The 18,887-nt window shown below is 62.9% G+C and carries 17 protein-coding genes; 2 read left to right on the top strand and 15 right to left on the bottom strand.

Features of this window, described 5'->3' with window-relative positions; genetic code table 11:
- The 7 genes from BSY16_RS24885 to BSY16_RS24855 form a co-directional block, all read right to left on the bottom strand.
- Window positions 1–1,698 (bottom strand): hydantoinase B/oxoprolinase family protein, encoded by a 1,698-nt coding sequence (locus tag BSY16_RS24885; protein WP_069062487.1) that lies wholly within the window; start codon window positions 1,696–1,698, stop codon window positions 1–3.
- Window positions 1,699–1,709: 11 nt separating this feature from the next.
- Window positions 1,710–3,740, bottom strand: a complete 2,031-nt coding sequence (locus BSY16_RS24880) for a hydantoinase/oxoprolinase family protein (RefSeq protein WP_069062486.1) — start codon at window positions 3,738–3,740, stop codon at window positions 1,710–1,712.
- Window positions 3,741–3,766: 26 nt separating this feature from the next.
- The gene (locus BSY16_RS24875) at window positions 3,767–4,471 is read right to left on the bottom strand and encodes a GntR family transcriptional regulator (RefSeq protein ID WP_069062485.1); all 705 of its coding nucleotides are present in this window, start codon (window positions 4,469–4,471) and stop codon (window positions 3,767–3,769) included.
- The gene (locus BSY16_RS24870; protein WP_286157339.1) at window positions 4,464–5,522 is read right to left on the bottom strand and encodes a branched-chain amino acid ABC transporter permease; all 1,059 of its coding nucleotides are present in this window, start codon (window positions 5,520–5,522) and stop codon (window positions 4,464–4,466) included. Before BSY16_RS24870 ends, BSY16_RS24875 begins: the two co-directional genes overlap by 8 nt.
- Complete coding sequence (locus tag BSY16_RS24865) at window positions 5,522–6,436, bottom strand: branched-chain amino acid ABC transporter permease (protein ID WP_083243111.1); 915 nt, start codon at window positions 6,434–6,436, stop codon at window positions 5,522–5,524. The genes BSY16_RS24870 and BSY16_RS24865 overlap by 1 nt, the downstream gene beginning before the upstream one ends.
- 10 nt (window positions 6,437–6,446) lie before the next feature.
- Window positions 6,447–7,205 (bottom strand): ABC transporter ATP-binding protein, encoded by a 759-nt coding sequence (locus BSY16_RS24860; protein ID WP_286157338.1) that lies wholly within the window; start codon window positions 7,203–7,205, stop codon window positions 6,447–6,449.
- A 106-nt stretch (window positions 7,206–7,311) separates the two neighbouring features.
- Window positions 7,312–8,508 carry an ABC transporter substrate-binding protein gene (locus BSY16_RS24855; RefSeq protein WP_069062483.1) on the bottom strand — a complete coding sequence of 399 codons (1,197 nt, stop codon included), beginning with the start codon at window positions 8,506–8,508 and terminating at the stop codon, window positions 7,312–7,314.
- Between the two features lie 164 nt (window positions 8,509–8,672).
- Here BSY16_RS24855 and BSY16_RS24850 point away from each other — a divergent pair, with 164 nt between their 5' ends.
- Together BSY16_RS24850 and lhgD are read left to right on the top strand one after the other, a co-directional pair.
- On the top strand, window positions 8,673–9,401 hold the full coding sequence (locus BSY16_RS24850; RefSeq protein WP_069062482.1) for an ABC transporter ATP-binding protein: 729 nt from the start codon (window positions 8,673–8,675) through the stop codon (window positions 9,399–9,401).
- 23 nt (window positions 9,402–9,424) lie between these two features.
- Complete coding sequence (lhgD, locus tag BSY16_RS24845; RefSeq protein WP_069062481.1) at window positions 9,425–10,633, top strand: L-2-hydroxyglutarate dehydrogenase; 1,209 nt, start codon at window positions 9,425–9,427, stop codon at window positions 10,631–10,633.
- 21 nt (window positions 10,634–10,654) lie between these two features.
- Here the strand turns inward: lhgD and BSY16_RS24840 are convergent, their stop codons facing one another.
- From BSY16_RS24840 to BSY16_RS24805, 8 genes are all read right to left on the bottom strand, one after another.
- On the bottom strand, window positions 10,655–12,016 hold the full coding sequence (locus BSY16_RS24840; RefSeq protein ID WP_069062480.1) for an amidase: 1,362 nt from the start codon (window positions 12,014–12,016) through the stop codon (window positions 10,655–10,657).
- Window positions 12,017–12,018: 2 nt separating this feature from the next.
- Window positions 12,019–13,251 carry an ABC transporter substrate-binding protein gene (locus tag BSY16_RS24835; protein ID WP_069062479.1) on the bottom strand — a complete coding sequence of 411 codons (1,233 nt, stop codon included), beginning with the start codon at window positions 13,249–13,251 and terminating at the stop codon, window positions 12,019–12,021.
- Complete coding sequence (locus tag BSY16_RS24830) at window positions 13,251–14,327, bottom strand: CobW family GTP-binding protein (RefSeq protein ID WP_069062478.1); 1,077 nt, start codon at window positions 14,325–14,327, stop codon at window positions 13,251–13,253. The genes BSY16_RS24835 and BSY16_RS24830 overlap by 1 nt, the downstream gene beginning before the upstream one ends.
- Complete coding sequence (locus BSY16_RS24825; protein ID WP_069062477.1) at window positions 14,320–14,649, bottom strand: hypothetical protein; 330 nt, start codon at window positions 14,647–14,649, stop codon at window positions 14,320–14,322. The genes BSY16_RS24830 and BSY16_RS24825 overlap by 8 nt, the downstream gene beginning before the upstream one ends.
- A gap of 55 nt (window positions 14,650–14,704) precedes the next feature.
- The gene (locus BSY16_RS24820) at window positions 14,705–15,586 is read right to left on the bottom strand and encodes a polysaccharide deacetylase family protein (protein WP_069062476.1); all 882 of its coding nucleotides are present in this window, start codon (window positions 15,584–15,586) and stop codon (window positions 14,705–14,707) included.
- Window positions 15,587–15,627: 41 nt separating this feature from the next.
- Window positions 15,628–16,731, bottom strand: a complete 1,104-nt coding sequence (locus BSY16_RS24815; RefSeq protein ID WP_069062475.1) for an ABC transporter ATP-binding protein — start codon at window positions 16,729–16,731, stop codon at window positions 15,628–15,630.
- 63 nt (window positions 16,732–16,794) lie between these two features.
- Window positions 16,795–18,027, bottom strand: a complete 1,233-nt coding sequence (locus BSY16_RS24810; protein ID WP_069062474.1) for an ABC transporter substrate-binding protein — start codon at window positions 18,025–18,027, stop codon at window positions 16,795–16,797.
- Window positions 18,028–18,105: 78 nt separating this feature from the next.
- Window positions 18,106–18,885 carry an SDR family NAD(P)-dependent oxidoreductase gene (locus BSY16_RS24805; protein WP_171902483.1) on the bottom strand — a complete coding sequence of 260 codons (780 nt, stop codon included), beginning with the start codon at window positions 18,883–18,885 and terminating at the stop codon, window positions 18,106–18,108.
- Between the last annotated feature and the right edge of the window lie 2 nt (window positions 18,886–18,887).

Raw genomic sequence — 18,887 nt, 5'->3', positions numbered from 1 at the left:
TCAGGCCTCCTGGTAGCCGTAGTGTTTCTGGGCGGCCGCCTTGGAGACGTAGCCCTCGCGGACATCCTCCGCGACCGCTGCCGGGTCGCGCTTTGCCGGTTCGCCGTAGCCGCCGCCGCCGGGAGTGACGAGCCGCACACGGTCGCCGCGGCGGATCGAGACGTTGGAATAGCGGCTGGTCGAGGCCTTGCCATAGGCTTCGCGCATCGTCTGCCAGTCCTCGCGGCCGTTCTTCATGACCAGCGTCGCGCCGACGCCGCCTTCCGTGCCGCCGTTCAGACCCCAGGGGGCGAGCAGGTGGCGGTCGGTCATCTGCGAGCAGATGATCTCGTCGTTGAGGCACAGCATCTGCTTGGAATATCCCACCCCGCCACGGAATTCGCCGGCACCGCCGGCATCGACGTTGAAGGCGAGGCTTTCGATACGCCAGGGGAAGCGCGTCTCGTAGACTTCCACCGGCGTGATACGGCAATTGCCGTTGATCGAGTCGACGCCGTCATTGCCATCGGCAAAGGCGCGGCCGCCCCAGCCGACGGCTTCGAGGTCGTAGCAGGCGAAATATTCGCCGGTATCCGCATCGACGCCACCGAAGACGAAGTTGCAGTGTGTCGCCCCTTCCGCCGCCATGACGCGGTTCGGAATGGCTGGCGCCATGGCGCCAAGGATAGTACCGACGATACGCGGATGGGTTTCGGTGTTGCCGCCGACTTCCGGTGCCGGGAAATCCACGTTGACGATGGTGCCGGGCGGCGCCATCACGCGGATCGGCCGGAAGCAGCCGGAATTGCGCGGGATCGTCGGGTCCGTCATGTGCAGCACGGCATTGTAGGCGGCCGAGGTGGCAACGCCGAGCGTCGCGTTGATTGGGCCGGAAGCCTGCGGCGAGGAGCCGTGGTAATCGACGATGATCTCGCCGCCGCGCTTGTGCACTTCCACGGCGACCGTGTAGGTGCGCTCGGCATCGATGCCGTCGCTCTCGATCGTATCGGAGAAGGCGTAAATGCCGTCCGGGATCAATTCCAGTTCGGCGCGCATGCGGCGTTCCGAATAGAGCAGCAGATCGTTGACGGTCTCCTTGATCTTCTCCTTGCCGTATTTCTTGTAGATCTGCGTCATCTGCTTTTCGCCGAGATCGACAGCGGCGATGAGGGCGCGAAGGTCGCCATAGTTGACTCGTGGGGTGCGCACATTGGCGAGAAGCAGCTTCCAAACCTCGATATTGTCTTGGCCGCGCTTCTTGATCTTCACCGGCGGAATGCGAAGCCCCTCCTGGAAGATTTCCGTCGCCTCACCGCAGAAGCCGCCCGGCGCCATGCCGCCGACTTCCGCGATATGGCCGATCGCCACCGCAAACCCCATGATCTCGCCATCGACGAAGATCGGCTTGAAGAAGGTGTGCTCCGGCGTGTGCAGACCACCGCGGTAGGGGTCATTGTGCAGGATGACGTCGCCCTCCTCGATCTCGTCGATCGGGATTTCCTTCAGGCACGACTTGACGAGCAGCGGCATGCCGCCGATCTGCGCCGGGCAATAGTCGGCGACGGCGATCATGTCGCCGTTCATGTCTGCGAGGCCGCAGGTGAAGTCGAGCGCCTCGTTGAAGATCGTCGAATAGGACGTCTTCATCAGCACGATCCCCATCTCCTTGCAGAGAGAGACCATGCTGGATTCCAGGATGTTCATCGTAACGAAGTCCATGACGGTACTCCTCAGGCCGAAATGATCAGATTGCCGAGACGGTCGACGCGAAGCGTCTGTTTCGGCTGGAGAATGGTGACGGAAGCGCTTTCCTCGACAATGGCGGGACCGGCGACGGTCTGACCCTGCTTGAAGGTGCCGCGATCATAGGTCTTGACGTCGTGCCAGCCGTCCTCGAAGCGCACCTTGCGGCTGCCGGAGGAGGCAGGCGTGCCCTCGCCCTTTTCGAGCTCCCGCATCTGCGGCTTTTCCGAAACGGCAACGGCCACGACCTTGAGATTGACCGTCTCGATGGTCTCGCCGGGAATGGAGAAGCCGAAGCGGTTCTGGTGCTCCTCGTGGAAACGCTCCCAAAGGCTTGCGATAGTTTCCTCGGTGAACTGGTTGGCGGGGAAGCTCAGTTCCAGCTCGTGGTTCTGGCCGAAGTAGCGGGCTTCGATCGAGCGGTAGATATCCACCTTCTGCTGGTAGCCCTGCGAGACCAGCTCGGCGATGGCGCCATCCACCAGTTCCGTCATCGCCGCCGTGGCACGCGCACCATCAAAGTATTTCGAGATCTGCTGCACGGTGCGGTGCCGGTCCACACGGGCATCGGTCATGATGAAGCCGAAGGCGGAGAACTGGCCGGGATAATTCGGCACGATGCCGTGCGGAATGCCCGAGATATCCATCAGGTCGCAGATATGCACCGGACCCGCGCCGCCCGAGGCGACGAGCGAGAAGTCGCGCGGATCGAGGCCGCGCTGGAGGAGGACGGCACGCAGTGCGCCCAGCATGTTGTTGTTGGCGATCTGCACCATCGCGAAGGCCGCCGCATCGACCTCGAGGCCAAGCTGGTCGGCGATCTTCTTGACCGCACGATGCGCCGCCTCGGCATCGAGCTTCATCTTGCCGCCGAGGAAGTAATCGGGATTGATGCGACCGAGCACGACGTTCGCGTCCGTCACGGTGGCATTCTCGCCGCCGCGGCCGTAGCATGCCGGTCCCGGCGCCGCACCGGCCGATTGCGGGCCCATGCGCAGCATGCCACCCTTGTCGATCCAGGCAATCGAGCCGCCGCCGGCGCCGATCGTGTGGATGTCGATCATCGGGATCTGGATCGGCAGGCCCCATTCGATTTCGAAGCTGGTCGTCACATGCTCCATGCCGTCGACGACGGTCGAGCAATCGGTCGAGGTGCCGCCCATGTCGAAGGTGACGAGGTTCTTGATGCCGGTCAGTTCAGAAAGAATGCGGGTGGCGACGACCGCGCCGGTCGGGCCGGAGAGCGTCATTTGCACGGGCGCTTCGGCAGCGCCCTTCAAGGTCGATTCACCGCCGTTCGACTTGATCACGCCGATCCGGTCGCCGATGCCGATGGCGTCGAGACGCTTCTGCATGCGGTGGAAATTGTCGGAGACGATGGGCTTCAGGTAGGCGTCAGCGATGGTTGTGGAGGCGCGGTCGTATTCCTTCCACTTCGGCAGCACCTCGTAGGAAATCGAGATCGGCATGCCGGGCAGTTCTTCCGCAAGGATATCTCGGATGCGCTGCTCATGGCTCGGGTCGATATAGGAGAACAGCGTGCACACCGCGATCGCCTCGATCGTGCCGTCGGCCCTGATCGTTGCGGCAACCTCGCGCACGGCCGTTTCGTCGAGCGCCGTAACAAGCTCGCCCTTGGCGCTGAAACGCCCGCCGATCTCATAGGTGTCGGCGCGCTTCATCAGCGGCTTGGTCTTGATCCAGGTAATGTCGTAGTGGCTGCGGCGGTCGCCGCGCTGGATGAAGGGAACATCGCGAAAACCTGATGTCGTGACATAGGCGACCTTGGCGCCGCGGCGCGTCAGGAGTGCATTGGTCGCGATCGTCGTGCCGAGACGAATCTTGTCAACGCTTGCGACATCGTCCACCTGTCCGAGCCCCTGGAGCACACCTTCGATCGGTTCGGAGGGCGTCGTGAGGTTCTTCCAGTTCTCGATGGTGCCGGTCGCCGCATCGTAGGAAACGAAGTCGGTGAACGTTCCCCCAATGTCGATGCCGATGATTTTTCTGTCAGGCATTGTTCCCTCTTTTCTCATGGATAGGATCAGGACGAACGGGGTTTTTCCCGCTCGTAAGCTTCAAGCAGATGGCGCCAGGAATCGCGGATGTGATCGCGGATGGCGTCCATCGCCTTTTCGGGGTTGCGGGTGCGCAGCGCCTCGACGACCGGCCAGTGATCGACGGCCGCCGCCATCTGGCTCTCGAACTGGCGCTCGGCCATGGTGATGAGCATCTGCACTTCCGCCTGGATGTTGGTGAAGGCGTGCAACGTCTGGCGGTTCTTCGAGAGCCGGCAGATTTCGAGGTGGAAGGCGAGGTCGTTTTCGACCAGCGCGATTTCGTCATTGGCATTGGCGGCCGCGACCATCGCATCGACGAAGCCGGCAATGCGCTCGATATCGGCATCGGTCATCTGCGGCAGCGCCTGCTCGACGGCAAAGCGCTCGACCACGACGCGAAACGAAAAAATCTCATCGATATCGCTGTGCAGAAAGGTGCGAACGAAGGTGCCCTTGCGGGGAACCGCGACGAGCAGTCCGCGCTCCTCCAGCCGGCGGATCGCCTCACGGATGGGATTGCGGCTGATACCGAGCTGGCGGGCGAGTTCCGCCTCGTTGATACGCTGACCGGGCTGGAGCCGACCGAAGATCAGTTCCCGCACAAGAAAAGTCGAAACCTGGTCGGAGAGCATCCGGTGGTCGATAATGCCGACCGGCTCGTCGGTATTGAAGAGTAGATTGTTAGCCATTGATGAGCCCTTTCTCGCGCTGTGCCTGCTCCGGCAGGCCTATTTCTCGCCCTGCCATGATTCCGTCTTTGCGGAAGGCCAGTATCAACAGCATAAAGGCCGCGATGATAAGCTCCTGCGTACCCGCCGGCAGCGACCATTGCTCCCCACCGATCGAAATTCCGGCTTCGAGCCGGCGGAAGACATCGACCATCGCCGTGATGACGACGACGCCGGTGACCGCGCCTGCAAGGCTACCCATGCCGCCGACGATGAGCATGGCGAGTGCGAGGAAGGTGAAGCTGAGGAAGAAGCTATTTATCGACACCGTGCCAAGGTAGTGCGCCTGGAGGACGCCGCCGAGACCAACCATAAAGCCCGAGAGCGTGAAGGCGATGAGCCGCGACCAATAGAGCGAGATGCCCGACGCGGCGGCCGCCACCTCGTCTTCGCGCGTCGCCCGGATCGCCAGGCCGAAGGCGGAGACCTGGTAGAGATAGGCGACGACGATGGCGACGACGGCGCAGCCGAGCGCCAGCCAGGCCGTCACATAGGTCGGCAGGCCGACGATCGAGGCGGAGCCCATCGTGACACTATCCCAGTTGGAATAGACGACGTTCAGGATGAACAGCACAGCAAGCGTGGAAATCGAGGCCGCCAGACCGGTGAGCCGCATGATGACGAGGCCAGTGAAGAAAGCGGCGGCACCCGCGAGCAGCACCGAGACCACGGCCGACGGCAGCAGCGGGATGCTCTGGTCGCGCAGGAAGGGCGGCAGGCCGGACATGGTGATCGGCTTCAGCATCTCGCAGCAGGTCTGCCAAGCCGAGGCGTAAGCGGCAATCGCCATGAAAGTTGCGTGGCCGAAGGAAATGATGCCGGAGTTACCAACAAAGACGTAAAGCCCGACGACGATGACGATGCTGATCAGCATTTCAATGACGGTGCGCTGGATGGACAGGCCGCCGAACTCGCCCGTCACCATGACGATGAGCGCAAGCGGCACAATCAGCGCCAGCACCGGAAACCAGAAACGGCCGATCGTTGCGAAGGACATGGTATCGCTCTTCATTATACGCGCTCCTTCGCGGCGCTGGTGACGATCAGGCCCTGCGGGCGCACGAGGAGGATCAGGATGACCATCATGAACACGCCGGCGTCGCGGAAGGGGCGCAGATCGGCCGGCAGGTAGGTTTGCAGGAGCACGCTTACGACACCGACGAGGAACCCGCCGAGTGCAGCGCCCGGCAGCGAGCCCATGCCGCCGATGACGGTGGCGAAGAAAGCGTAGACGACAGGCATCAGGCCCATGCGCAGATCGAGCGTGCCTGTCTGGATCGTCAAGAGCAGCGAGACCGCACCGCCGAGCAGGCCGGAGATGGCGAAGGCGAGCGCGATCACCCGATTTGCCGGCATGCCGAGCAGGCGGGCCATCTGGAAGTTTTCCGCCGCCGCCCGCATCTGGATGCCGAGCGGCGTCTTCTTGAGGAAGAGCACGAGCGCAACGAGCAGTCCGGCAGTGACGACCATGGTCAGGAGCTGAATGCCGGGAACACGCACGCCGCCGATCTCCACCGCATTGGCAAGGCCCTGTCCGATGCCGACCGATTTCGGCCGGCCGGTATGGACGAGCATGACGAGGTTCTGCAGGAAATAGCTGACGGCGAAGGAGGAGATGAGCAGGGTCGACGGGTTGGAATTGCGCAACGGCCGGAACGCAACACGCTCGGTCAGAAGCGCCAGAGCCATCACGACGACGAGCACGCCACCGATCATCAACGCAGACGGCAACGCACCGAGCAACAGCGGTGGCGTGACACTCGCGGTCGGCACCACCAGCGCATAGGCGCCAATGGTGATGTAGTCGGCCTGCGCGAAATTGACGAGCCGCATGACGCCGAAGACGAGGCCGATCGCCAGTGCGACAAGAGCATAAAGGCTGCCCAGCGCAATCGCATCGACGAGAACTTGAACGATGTTGGCCATGGCGTCGGTCCTAGATCGCGAGGGTGCTGTCGCCCGCCTTTTCGCCCAGATAGGCGCGGCGGACGGCGGGATTCATCTGGATATCCTGTGGTGAGCCCTCGGCGAGGCTCTGCCCGCCATCGAGCACATGGATGCGTTGGCACACCCCCATGATCACCTTCATATTGTGTTCGATCAGCAGTACGCCGCAGCCGAAGCGGGCCGGCAGCTCGGCGATGATTTCCATCAGTGCCTCACATTCAGCATCGTTCATGCCGGAGGCGGGCTCATCGAGCAGCGCGAAGGACGGCTGCAAGGCAAGCGCCCGGGCAATGCTGACGCGCCGCTCATCGCCATAGGAAAGGCTGTCGCAGCGGTGATCGGCCTTTTTGGCTAGGCCCATCCAGTCAAGGATATCAAGCGCCCGCTCCCGGGCGGCCCTCAGCGAAAGCCCGCTGCCGATGGCCGCGACGGAGAGGTTCTGCTCCATCGTCATCGCCCGGAAGAGGCGCGCCGCCTGGAAACTGCGACCGACACCGGCCTGGGCGATCTTGCGGGCCGTCAGTTTCGAAACATCGACGCCGTCAAGCTGGATGCTGCCGCTGGTCGGTCGCTGGAAGCCGCTCAGCACATTGACCATGGTCGTCTTGCCGGCGCCGTTCGGACCGATAAGGCCGAGAACTTCGCCGCGCCGGAGTTCGAGGTCGACACCGCTGAGCGCCCGGATACCGCCAAAGGCGACGGCAACACCGCGGGCTTCAAGCCGCTCCTTCGGAGCCGATCTTTTCAATGGACGTGACATATCGGACGAGACCTATTCGTAAGCTCGACGGTAAATTTTTCAGGAGATTGGTTCCGCCAGCCGCACCGCCATGCGGCCGGCGGATCGCTGCCGGTTACTGCCCGACGCGGAACAGGAGCTTCATGTCCGGCTTGAACGAGTTCCGGTAGACCTCGACAGCACGGAAGGAGTCGTTCTCGACCTTCATGATAAGCCAGGGACGGTCGACCTGGATATGCAGCTGATCGGTAAACGACGTCGGGCCGGCGGTGAACGGCTGGTCCTTGAAGGTGTTCATGACGCCAACCACCGCTTCGGATTCCGTCGTCTTCGCTTGATCGACGGCATAGGCCCACTGCTCGATGAGGCTATAGCCGAGAACCGAGTAGGAAGAGACCGGCGGCTCGCCGTAACGCGCCTTGTGGCTTTCGAGGAATTTGTTCATTTCCGGGCGCGGATCATCGCCGTAAAGCGACATGAAGGCGGGCAGGTAGAAGTCTTTCAGGCCCGGCACGGCGTTCAGCCAGTAATTGTCGACCATCGCCGTGTTGGCGAGGATCGGAAGGTCGATGCCAGCGGCGCGCAACTGGCGCACGGCGGAAGCCCCGCCCGGCGTGAACGAGCAGACGAAAACCGCTTCCGGTTGCGTTGCGAGCCCCTTGAGGCGGGTGATCTGCGAGGCGATCGACGGGTCGTCGTTCTTGAACGTGTCGTTGCCGAGGATCGTTTCCTCGCCACCACCCGCGGCCCAAGCCGCACGGAACCCGGCGCAGGCCGACTTGTTGTATTCGATCGTCAGGTCTTCGAGCACGTAGACCGACTTCAGGTTCATCTTCTTCTGAGCATATTCGGCAATCGCGATGCCTTCCGATTGTGCCGCGCTGTTGGCGGTGAAGGTCAGCGGACCAACGCCCTGAACGCCCATCTTCGGATCCGCCGCGCAAAGGCTGAAGGCTATTTTCCCCGCCTGCTTGGCGGCTAGAGCCGCTGGCGCACCGAAATCGTAGTCGCAGGATACGACCAGCATGTCGACGCCACCATCAACGAGCTGCGCGCCGACGGATGCGGCACGCGCCTGCTCCGTCTTGGTGTCCATGACGGAATATTCGATCTGGCGCCCCAGCAGGCCGCCAGCCTTGTTGATTTCCTCGATCTTCATGACGGCCGCCTTGAAGGGCGCGCTGTCGTAGTTCGAGAGCCAGCCGGATTCCGCGATGGCAAAGCCGATCTTGATCGGCTCTTCGGCACGCACGCTGGTCACAGGCAACAGAAGGGCAATTGCGGCCGAGGCGGCCACAGCAACAGATCTCATCGTCGTTCCCCTTGGCGATGAACGATGCACCGCCATAATTATTTGCACATAGTCCTCTGTGGACAGAAGACAGAATGCGGGTTAGATTTTTTTTGTCAACGGCAAAAAACGGCGAGCCTTTCCGATTTCGATCGGTGGTATCAGCCGCGCTAAAGGGGAACGACATGCTTGAAGTACGCGGCCTCACTGCCGGCTATGGCCGGCTTGCTGCCTTGAAATCGATCGACCTCGAGGTAAGGAAAGGCGAGATCGTCTTCGTCGTCGGGCCGAACGGCGCCGGCAAATCCACGCTCCTGAAGACGATTTCCGGGCTGATGGCGCCCACCGCAGGCACACTCGCCTTCAATGGCGAGCCGATCGCCGGTCAGGCGCCGGAAAAGCTCTGCCGGAAAGGTTTGGCCCTGGTGCCGGAAGGTCGCAGTATTTTTCGCACGCTGACGGTTCAGGAAAATTTGCTGCTCGGCGGCATGATCCGCAAGGACAAGGCCGAAGCGGCTGCCGATCTGGAACGAGTGCTGGAGATTTTTCCGATCCTGAGAAGTCGCTATCGCGGCGTTGCCGGCCACCTTTCCGGCGGCGAACAGCAGCAGCTCGCCATCGCCCGCGCCATCCTGCAACGCCCGTCGCTGATGATGATCGACGAACCGTCGCTCGGCCTTGCGCCGCTGGTGATCGACCAGGTTTACGAAAGCATCCGCCAGCTCAATGCCGGCGGACTGACCCTGCTCGTCGTCGAACAGTCCACCGCCCGTATTCTCGACCTCGCGTCCCGTATCTACGTGCTTCGCAACGGCCACGTCGCTCTGGAGGGATCGGCAAGCGAACTTGCCGATGGGCATGCGCTGGAAGAGGCTTATTTCGGTTACAGCGGCCGCCAGTCCGCGCACGCATAATCCGGCAGACAAGGGCAGGACAGATGATTTTCGACTATTGCGTCATCGGCGGAGGCATCGTCGGCCTGGCGACCGCCATGCGGCTGCTTGAGACATATCCCGGTAGCAGCCTGATCCTTATCGAAAAAGAGGATGCACTCGGCAAGCACCAGACCGGTCACAACAGCGGCGTCATCCACGCCGGCATCTACTATCCACCGGGTAGCCTGAAGGCCGAGTTATGCCGCAAGGGCGCGGATGCCACCAAGACCTTCTGCGCGGAAAACGGTATCCGTTTCGAGGTATGCGGCAAGCTGCTCGTCGCGACCTCAGCGCTCGAAGTGTCGCGCATGGAGGCCCTCTACGAACGTTCTCGAGAGAACACGATCGAGGTTCAACGCGTCAGCGAAGGCGAATTGAAGGAACGGGAACCGAACATCCGCGGTCTCGGCGCGCTTTTCGTGCCATCGACCGGCATCGTTAGTTATGCCGAAATCTGCCAGGCCATGGGGCGACGCATCAAGGCGCTCGGTGGCGAAGTCCGCCTCTCGACGCGCATCACCGGCATTCGCGAAGCCATCGATTCCGTCGATATCGCAGCGGCTGGCGAAAGCTGGCAGGCGAAAAGGCTGGTGATCTGCGGCGGCCTTCAGTCGGACCGGCTGGCTGTGATTGCCGGACTTGCGATCGAGCATCGCATCGTTCCCTTCCGTGGCGAGTACTATCGCCTTCCGGCAGCGAAGAACGACATCGTCCGCCACCTGATCTACCCTATTCCGGATCCCACCCTACCCTTCCTCGGCGTGCATCTGACACGGATGATCGACGGCAGCGTGACCGTCGGGCCGAATGCCGTGATCGGTTTTGCCCGCGAGGGCTACCCACGCCTTTCCGTCAATTTCGCCGATATGGCAGACTACGCGCTGTTTCCCGGCTTCTGGAAAACCGTGTTCGCCCACCGCGGATCAGCCGTGACGGAGCTCAAAAACTCTCTCTGGAAGCGAGGCTATCTGGAGGAGTGCCGGAAATACTGCCCGAGCCTCGAGCTCGCCGACCTGTTGCCGCACGAGGCGGGCATTCGCGCGCAGGCCGTGGGCAAAGATGGCGCACTCATCCACGATTTCCTCTTCGCGCAGACGGACCGCATGCTGCACGTCTGCAACGCCCCCTCACCTGCCGCGACATCAGCGATCCCGATTGCGGAGATGATCATCGACCGCATGACGCAGGAACACCGCTTGCAGGTCTCGTAGTGCGCAGATGCCAGGGACGGACTAGCCCAACAGGCTTTCCACTGCCGAGGCGATAGCCAGGAGGCGCGTATCGCTTCCCCTCGGCGCCGAGACCAGAAGCCCGGCGGGCATGCCGCCGGCGCCGACGCAGCAGGGGAGCGACACGCCGCACCAATCCAGGAAATTGCCGATAAGGGGATTGCGGAGTGTCTTCGCGTTCACCCGAAAGAACAGGTCCTCGTCATCCACGAGCGGCTGGAGCGGCGGGGCGACATGGGGCAGCGTTGGGCTGATCAGGACGCTATCCCGGCCAAGCCGCGTCTCGAAGGACGCGATCAGTCTTTCTCGCGCGTTCAGCGTCTCTATATAGTCGGCCAGCGAGATCTTTGCGCCCAGGGCCGCCCGCTTGACGACGCGAGGGTCCATGCCGGCAGCGGCCGGTCCCTTGAGGCGCTCGCGGTGCAGGACGAAGGCTTCGGCCGTGACGAGTGCGCCATGTTTTGCCATGAGATCGAAGATCGCGGTGAATTCCGGGAAAGCCATGCGCCTGATATCGGCGCCAGCCCTTTCCAGCCGCTCGACCGCGGCCTCGAACGCCGCAACGACCTCCGGTTCGGCGTCATCGAAGAACACGGTCTCCGGAATGACGAACGAAAGATCGGTTGGGCTGGGGCGCGGGAGTGCGTCGGCTGCCGGCAGGCCGCGCATGGCGGCGTCAATCCAGATCGCATCCTGCACGGTGTGGCACAGCGACCCCAGAGAATCGAGGCTCTTCGAGAGCGGGAACACGCCGTCCATGGCATATCGGCCCCGGGTCGCCTTGTAGCCGACGGTACCGTTGAAGGTTGCGGGGATGCGCACGGAGCCACCGGTATCCGTGCCGATGGAAACAGGCACAAGGCCCGTGGCCACAGCAACCCCGGAACCGGACGACGAGCCGCCGGGAATACGATGCTCGCCGGCGGGCGAGGCCGGATTGCGCGGCGTGCCGTAATGCGGGTTGATGCCGAGGCCGGAAAAGGCGAATTCGCTCATGTTCACGCGCCCGACGTTGACCATGCCCGCACCCGCAAGCGCCCGCACCACGGCAGCGTCCGTGTGCGCCGGCTCATTGCTGGCAAACACGCGGGAGCCGGCCGTCGTCGGCAGGCCCTCGATATCGAAAAGGTCTTTCCAGGCAATCGGCACGCCATCGAGCACGCCGAGCGAACGGCCTTTGCGAATGCGCCGGCGGGAGGCTTCCGCCTCGGCTTTCGCCCGGTCCTTCAACAGATAGGTAAAGATCGCGGTGTCCGTATTGCCTTCGATCGCCTTCAGCGTCTCTTCCGCAAGCTCCACGGGATCCAGCGTGCCGGACTGGAGGAGAACGGAAAGCTGGGCGACCGACCGGGGTCGTCTCGACATCGTCAAATGTCCTTCTCTGCACGCCCGACAAGCTGCATCCAGCGGCGAACGAGGTAGTTGTGTTCATCCATGGTGGTGTTCCACACCGCGATACCGTTGGCGCGCTGCCAATAGGAGCCACCGCTGCGCACGGAACCACGCTTGACGCGGATGGCACCGTCGGGGCCGGCAAGGTCTTCGCGCGCCGGAAGACCCTCATACCAGTAATCCCATTCAGCGGCCGTCATGTAGCGGCGCGAGCGTTCAGGCGTCGAGATGTAATAACCCTGCCGCGCGACCACCGCGCCGGGCCAGCCGGAAATCCACCAGTTGAGGTACTCGTAGGCGACGTCGAGCATGCGGCCGCTGAGATGCCTGGAGAGGCAGAGACCGCCGTGCCAGGCGCGATAGCCTTCAGCAGGCGCCGCCTGTTCGACGGGGAAGCCGCGGCCGTTAAGGATGCCGATGCCCGTCGACCACATGCTCTGGATGTCGGTCTCGCCGTCGATCATCAGCGCGGCGGCGTCTTCCGCCGTGCGCCAGAAGCCGCGGAAGAAGCCCACCTTGCGCCTAGCCTCCAGAATGTCCACCAGCTGGTCGATTTCGGCGACGGTCATGTTGCCGATATTGCCGAAGGTCATAAGGCCAGACGCCTGCGCAGCGAGCGCCGCATCGAAGATGCCGATCGCCGGCTCGTCGACGAGGGCAGCGCGGCCGCTCCAGCGCTCGTCGAAAAGGGCTGCCCAGCTGTTCATCGATGGCAGGTGCTCGACGGCATCGCTGCGATAGGCGAAACTGTCGAAATTATGCGTCGTCGGCAGCATCGAAATCCGTCCGGTCGGCGTATCGCCAAGGGCAAGGCTCGGCTGGACGTAGAGCTTGCGGGCCGGCACGTCGCCCTGTCCCATGCGGGCGCTCGGACTGATCTGGCCGATCTTCGTCAGGTCGTTGATCTCGTCCCACAGCGCGATGCGGGAAATCTCGATCGGCTGAATCGCGCGCCAGTACCAGACGATGTCCAGGTTGTGGAAACACTGGTCGTAGATGTCGTAGCTGTCCGGCTCCTGCGCGGCCTTGTGCTGGGTGACGATGAAATCATTGTTGTCGAAACTGACATCAATACCGAGATCGGTCTCAGCCTTTACCCGCAACTCTTCCAGCAGGGAGATTGCGGTGCCGAGCACGCGCAATTTCGGCCGGCCAGCCGTGTGGATGGCCGGTGCTGCAGGTTCCGGTTTCGGGGAATGTTTGTTCATCAAGTGCTCTGGGCGTTACGGGCCTGCGCTGCCGCCTCTGGCTGCGGATTGCCAGCTGCCTTCCCGGCAAGCGAGAAGGCGCTGAATGACCGTTTCAACAGGTTCGCGTCGAGACCGTCAACAATAAAGACGATCCGCGACACGCGTTCCGTCGTGGGCCAGGCGTCCAGATGCACCGGTGGATGGACGAGATGCTGCACGCCGTGAATGGCCACGGGTCGCTCCTCGCCTGCAATGTCGAGAATGCCCTTCACCCGCAGCACCCGTTCGCCGTGGCGGTTGAGGAGCATGGTGAGCCACACCCCGAAACCGGTCCAGTCGATCGACTCGTCGACGGCGATCACGAAAGAAGAGATTGCCGTCTGATGCGTCGTGCCGTCTGCCGTCAGCAGCGTCGCAGCGGCATCGCAGTAGAAGCCGCTCGCCGATTGCAGTTGTGCCGCGCGCTGTGCCTCTCCGGCACCGAGCAACGTTTCGGCGTCGGGGCCGTCCGTTGTCGCGATATGGCGGATCGCATCCGGGTTGAGCTGTGCCAGTCGCTCGACAAGCGCCGCGGAGACGGTCGCGCCCTCGCAAAGATCCGCCTTGGTGATGACGATCCGGTCGGCGATGGCCGCCTGGCGATTGGATTCGACATAGGTGGCGAGCTGGGCAAGGCCGTTGACGGCATCGACCGTCGCCACCACGCTGCCCGCCCGGAAATGGTGGCGCAGTACCGGATCGGACTTGAGGGTCGAGAGAACCGGAAAGGGATCGGCAAGTCCGGTGCTCTCGATCACCACGCGCGTGAACGGCGGCACGAGACCGCGTTCACGCTTCGAGTGCAGTTCGCGTAGGGAATCGGCAAGCTCGCCGCGCACGGTGCAGCAGACGCAGCCGGATTGCAGCAACACCACCGTGTCATCGATGCGTTCGACGAGGTGGTGGTCGAGGCCGACCTCGCCGAACTCGTTGATCAGCACGGCGGTGTCGGCAAGTGCCGGATCGGCAAGCAGCCGTTTCAGCAGTGTCGTCTTGCCGGAGCCGAGAAAGCCGGTCAGCAGGTGGACGGGCGTGAAGACCGGTGCATCAACCATCCCTGCCCTCCATACGCGCAATGAGGAGCGGATCGAGTGGGTCACACAGACGACCCGAAAGCCGTTCGGCCGCCGGCCACAGATGACCGAGATCCTCGATCACCTCGCTCTTGCCGGTCTGCGTGGAAAGAACGAAGGACGAGCCCTGCCAATCGGACAGGCTCATGCCGAAGGCCGCGAGTGTGCGGTTGGCGACCGTCACCCGCCGCGCCCGCTCACGGCGCCGGTCGAGCCGCTCGACATTACGTGTGAAGACGCCGGGCCGTGCAACGGCATCCGTCCAGTGCTCGTTTCCACCGAGCACACCGCAAAGCGAACACATGGCACTCCCTTTCCAATCGTTCGAGGGAGCGGGCAAAACCCGCTCCCTCCTGCCCTTACGCCTTGCGCGGCGCGCGCTTGGCGAAGTCGTCTGCCATCTCGTTCATCGTCACGAATTTCACGCCAGGATGCTTGATCATATGCGCATAGAGGCGTTCGAGCATCATCAGCACCTGCGGGCGACCGGCCACATCCGGATGGATGGTGAGCGGGAAGACGGCATAGTCCATCTCGCGATAGACCCAGTCGAACTGGTCACGCCACATCTGCTCGATATCGCGCGGGTTGACGAAGCCGTGGCTGTTCGGCGCCTTCTTCATGAACATCATCGGCGGCAGGTCGTCGAGATACCATGAGGCCGGGATTTCGATCAGGTCGGTTTCCTTGCCCCTCTTCAACGGGATCATCCAGTCGGAGGGCTTGCGCGAATAGTCGATCTTGGTCCAGCTGTCGCCGACACGCACATAGTAAGGTGTGAAGTCGTTGTGCATCAGCGAGTGATCGTACTTGATGCCGCGTTCCAGCAGCAGTTCGTTGGTGACGTTGGAAAACTCCCACCACGGCGCGACATAGCCGGTCGGCCGCTTGCCGGACAGTTTGGTGACGAGTTCGATGCTCTTGTCGAGCACTTCCGTCTCCTGCTCGCGCGTCATTGCGATCGGGTTTTCGTGGGTATAACCATGGATGCCGATCTCGTGCCCGGCATCGGCCACGGCCTGCATCTGCTCGGGGAAGGTCTCGATCGAATGGCCCGGGATGAACCACGTCGTCTTGATCCCGAAGCGTTCGAACAGCTTCAAGAGCCGCAGGCTGCCGACCTCTCCGGCAAAGATGCCGCGCGAAATGTCGTCGGGCGAGTCCTCGCCGCCATAAGAGCCGATCCATCCGGCCACGGCATCGACATCGACGCCGAAACTACACAATATCTCTTTCGCCATTGGGTGTCTCTCCTTTGGTTTCCTTGGGTCTTCTAGGATTGTCAGTGAGCGGGAATGACCGTCGCCTCGGCGGGGTTCCAGCTCAGGAACACGTTGCTTCCGGCCGGAAAATCGCCCGGACGGTACTTGTCGACATGGGCTTCCAGAGAAACGGAGCGCCCGTCGCCGAGGCGCGCCGTCAGGTGGGCGATATGCCCCACTACCTCGGAACGCTCGATGCAGGCATCGACGAGGTTGCGTGTGCCGGCTGCGGCGAGCGCTTCGCGCCGTGCCACCGCGTGCACCTCGATGGCTTCGGCCGGAATGACGAGGTTGACGCGGCTGTTGCCGGCAAGCGTGCCGTTGGCGCGACCGGCAAGCGTGCCGATCCCCGTCGCCACCACGATGTCGGCGCCATCGTTGCCGGCAACCTCGCCCGAGAGCACGGTGTTGCGGCCTATAAACTGCGCCACGAAGGGCGTGTTGGGCCGCGTATAGAGCTGGTGCGGCGGGCTTACCTGCTCCACGCGGCCCTGGTTCATCACCACGATGCGGTCGGAAAGCGCCAGCGCCTCCGACTGGGCATGCGTGACGAAGATGAAGGTAACGCCGAGGCGCTTCTGCAACAGCTTCAGCTCGTTCTGGATCGCCTTGCGCAGATTGGCGTCGAGAGCGCCGAGCGGCTCATCGAGTAGCAGGATGTCCGGTTCCACGACGAGGCCGCGCGCAAGCGCGATGCGCTGGCGCTGGCCGCCTGAAAGCCTGTCCGGCTTGCGTTCCGCGATATCCTCCAGGCCTAGTGTTGCGAGGATGCGATCCACCTTCGCGTCGCGTTCAGCCCTGGCTATTCCCTTCACTTCCAACCCGTAGCCGATGTTGCGACGCACGGACATGTGCGGGAAGAGCGCGTAGTTCTGGAAGATCGTTGAGGTCGGGCGGCGTTGCGGCGGCACATCGTTCATGCGTTCGCCGCGGATCAGCATGTCGCCCGAGGAAATGCTCTCGAAGCCGGCTATCATGCGAAGCGTCGTCGTCTTGCCGCAGCCTGACGGGCCAAGGAAGGCGATGAACTCACCCTTGGCGACCGACAGGTTGAAGTCGATGACCGCCGGCGTGCCGTTGTCATAAACCTTGCCGACAGTGTTGAGTTCCAGATCGAATATCATGGGGGCGTCTCCCGGAGGATCGGTCGGGACCGGGGCATCGAGCCCCGGTCCGCAGTCTTAGGATCATGCGTTGAGAAACTCGTCCCACTTCTGGATGAGGTGATCGTATTCTTCCGGCCACTGGTGCCAGTAGGCGACGTTCTTGGCGCGCTCTTCGAGCGAGCCACCGTCGCGCAGGTCGCCTTCCTTAATGCCACGCTCCTCGGCACCGACCCAGGGCTTGCCCTCGTACCAGAAGGCATATTTCTCCGGCGCCATCACATCCTTGATTTTGGTGGAGGGCGAATAGTAACCCTGCTCGGAAACGGTGATGCCCGGCTCGCCCGAGAGCCAGTAGTCAGCATAGGCGATGACGGCGTCCCGGTTCGCCGTGCCGGCGATCATGGAGGGGCCGATTGCCCAGCCGCGATAACCTTCCTTTGGCACGGCATATTTGCAGGGTTTTCCCTGCGCCTTGACGGCCATGACGGCGGGCTGCCAGGCGTCGCAGACGACCATTTCGCCGGAAGCCATGAGGTTGACCAGTTCGCCGAAATCGCCCCAGAGCGCACGGAACTGACCTTCCTTCTTCTTGGAGACGAGGAAGGCGGCGGCCTCGTCGATTTCGGCAACGGTGGGGTTGCCGGGATTCTTTACGTCGGAAAGGCCGAGCGTGTTCATCGCCATGATGGCCTGGCCGAAGGCGATCAGCGGATCGGTATTGAGACCGGACTTGCCCTTCCACTTCGCATCGAAGATCGCCGTCCAGGTGTTGGCCTCCTCGTCGGAGAGCACATCCGGATTATAGCCGATGGAATCGTAGTTGTAGACGGCGGGCACCATGTTCAGCACGGTCTGAGCCTCGTCCGCCCAAATCTGGCCGACGATCTGCGAAGCCCGGTCCCATTTCTCGCTTGCGGTGGTGAACGTGTCGCGGATGTTTGCCCAGTTCTTGAGAGAAGCGGCTGGGATCGTCTCGACGTTGTCGGTCATGACGATGGAGGGCAGGCGCTCGGCGATGATCTCCCAGCAGTCATAATCCTTCGAGCCGGAGAGGATCTTGGTCTGCGCGTCCGGAAAGGTCGCGGCAGTGCCCGAGGTGGTGCCGACTCCGGACACTTTCTTGAATTCGTCGAGGATGCGTTCCTGCACCGTGACCGAGAGGCCAATGGTGCGCAACTGTTGTCCGGCGAGGTCCGCCGCCTGTGCGAAGGCCATCCGCGACGACAGGAATGGCGCGCCACCGCCGATCGCCAGCGCCATCACGCCGGCCGAGCGCTTCAGGAGCGAGCGGCGATTGATTTCCGACTTGATCATATCTCTTCTCCAGTTTGTTTATCGTTCCCCGGAGCCGCTCCGCGACCCCTTGTTTTCGCCCCATTACGGCGGGACGTTTCAGTACCGGCCCACGAGCAGGCCGCCATCCACGACCAGCACCTGGCCGGTCACGTATCTCGCGCTGTCGGAGGCGAGGAACGTGGCGACATCGGCAATGTCCTCCGGCGTCCCGAGCCGTCCCATCGGAATGAATTCGGCAGCCTTCTCCGCACCCGCCGGCCCGAGGGAGTTTTCTTCGGAGAGAAGCTGTGCGGTGCGGATGTAGCCCGGCGCGATGCCGTTCACCCTGACGCCGTCGCGCGCCATCTCCACTGCAAGGCCGCGCACAAGACCCACCACGCCGGATTTGGCGGCGGAATAGTGAACATGCTCATCCCATCCATAGGCGACGCCCATAATCGATGAGAGTGCGATGACAGCGCCTGAACGGCGGGCACGCATGCCAGGAGCGACCGCACGCACGAGGCGGAAGATGCCCTTGAGGTCTATGTCGAAGGTAAGGTCCCACTTCTCGTCGGTGAGGGTTGCCAGCGGCACGCGGTGCGCGATGCCGGCATTGGCGACGACCACGTCGATCCGCCCATGGCGTTCCTCGACATGGGCGACGAGCCGGTCGGTCTCCTCCGTCGACCGCACATCGTAGAAGCGGAACTCCGCTGAGCCGCCTGCCGCGATGATAGCCTCGGCCGTTTCGCGGCCCTCTCTTTCGAGGACGTCGGTGACGACGACGTGGTCGCCCAGCGCTCCGAACGCCTTCACCATTGCCCGACCGATGCCGATGCCGGCACCTGTAACGATAACGATCCGTTTTTTCTCTGCGGTCACGGGTTGCTCCATGT

Source organism: Sinorhizobium sp. RAC02, assembly GCF_001713395.1.
Classification (GTDB): domain Bacteria; phylum Pseudomonadota; class Alphaproteobacteria; order Rhizobiales; family Rhizobiaceae; genus Shinella.
The sequence above is the reverse complement of the archived record's forward strand: the minus strand, read 5'-3'. Positions and strand labels throughout refer to the sequence as shown.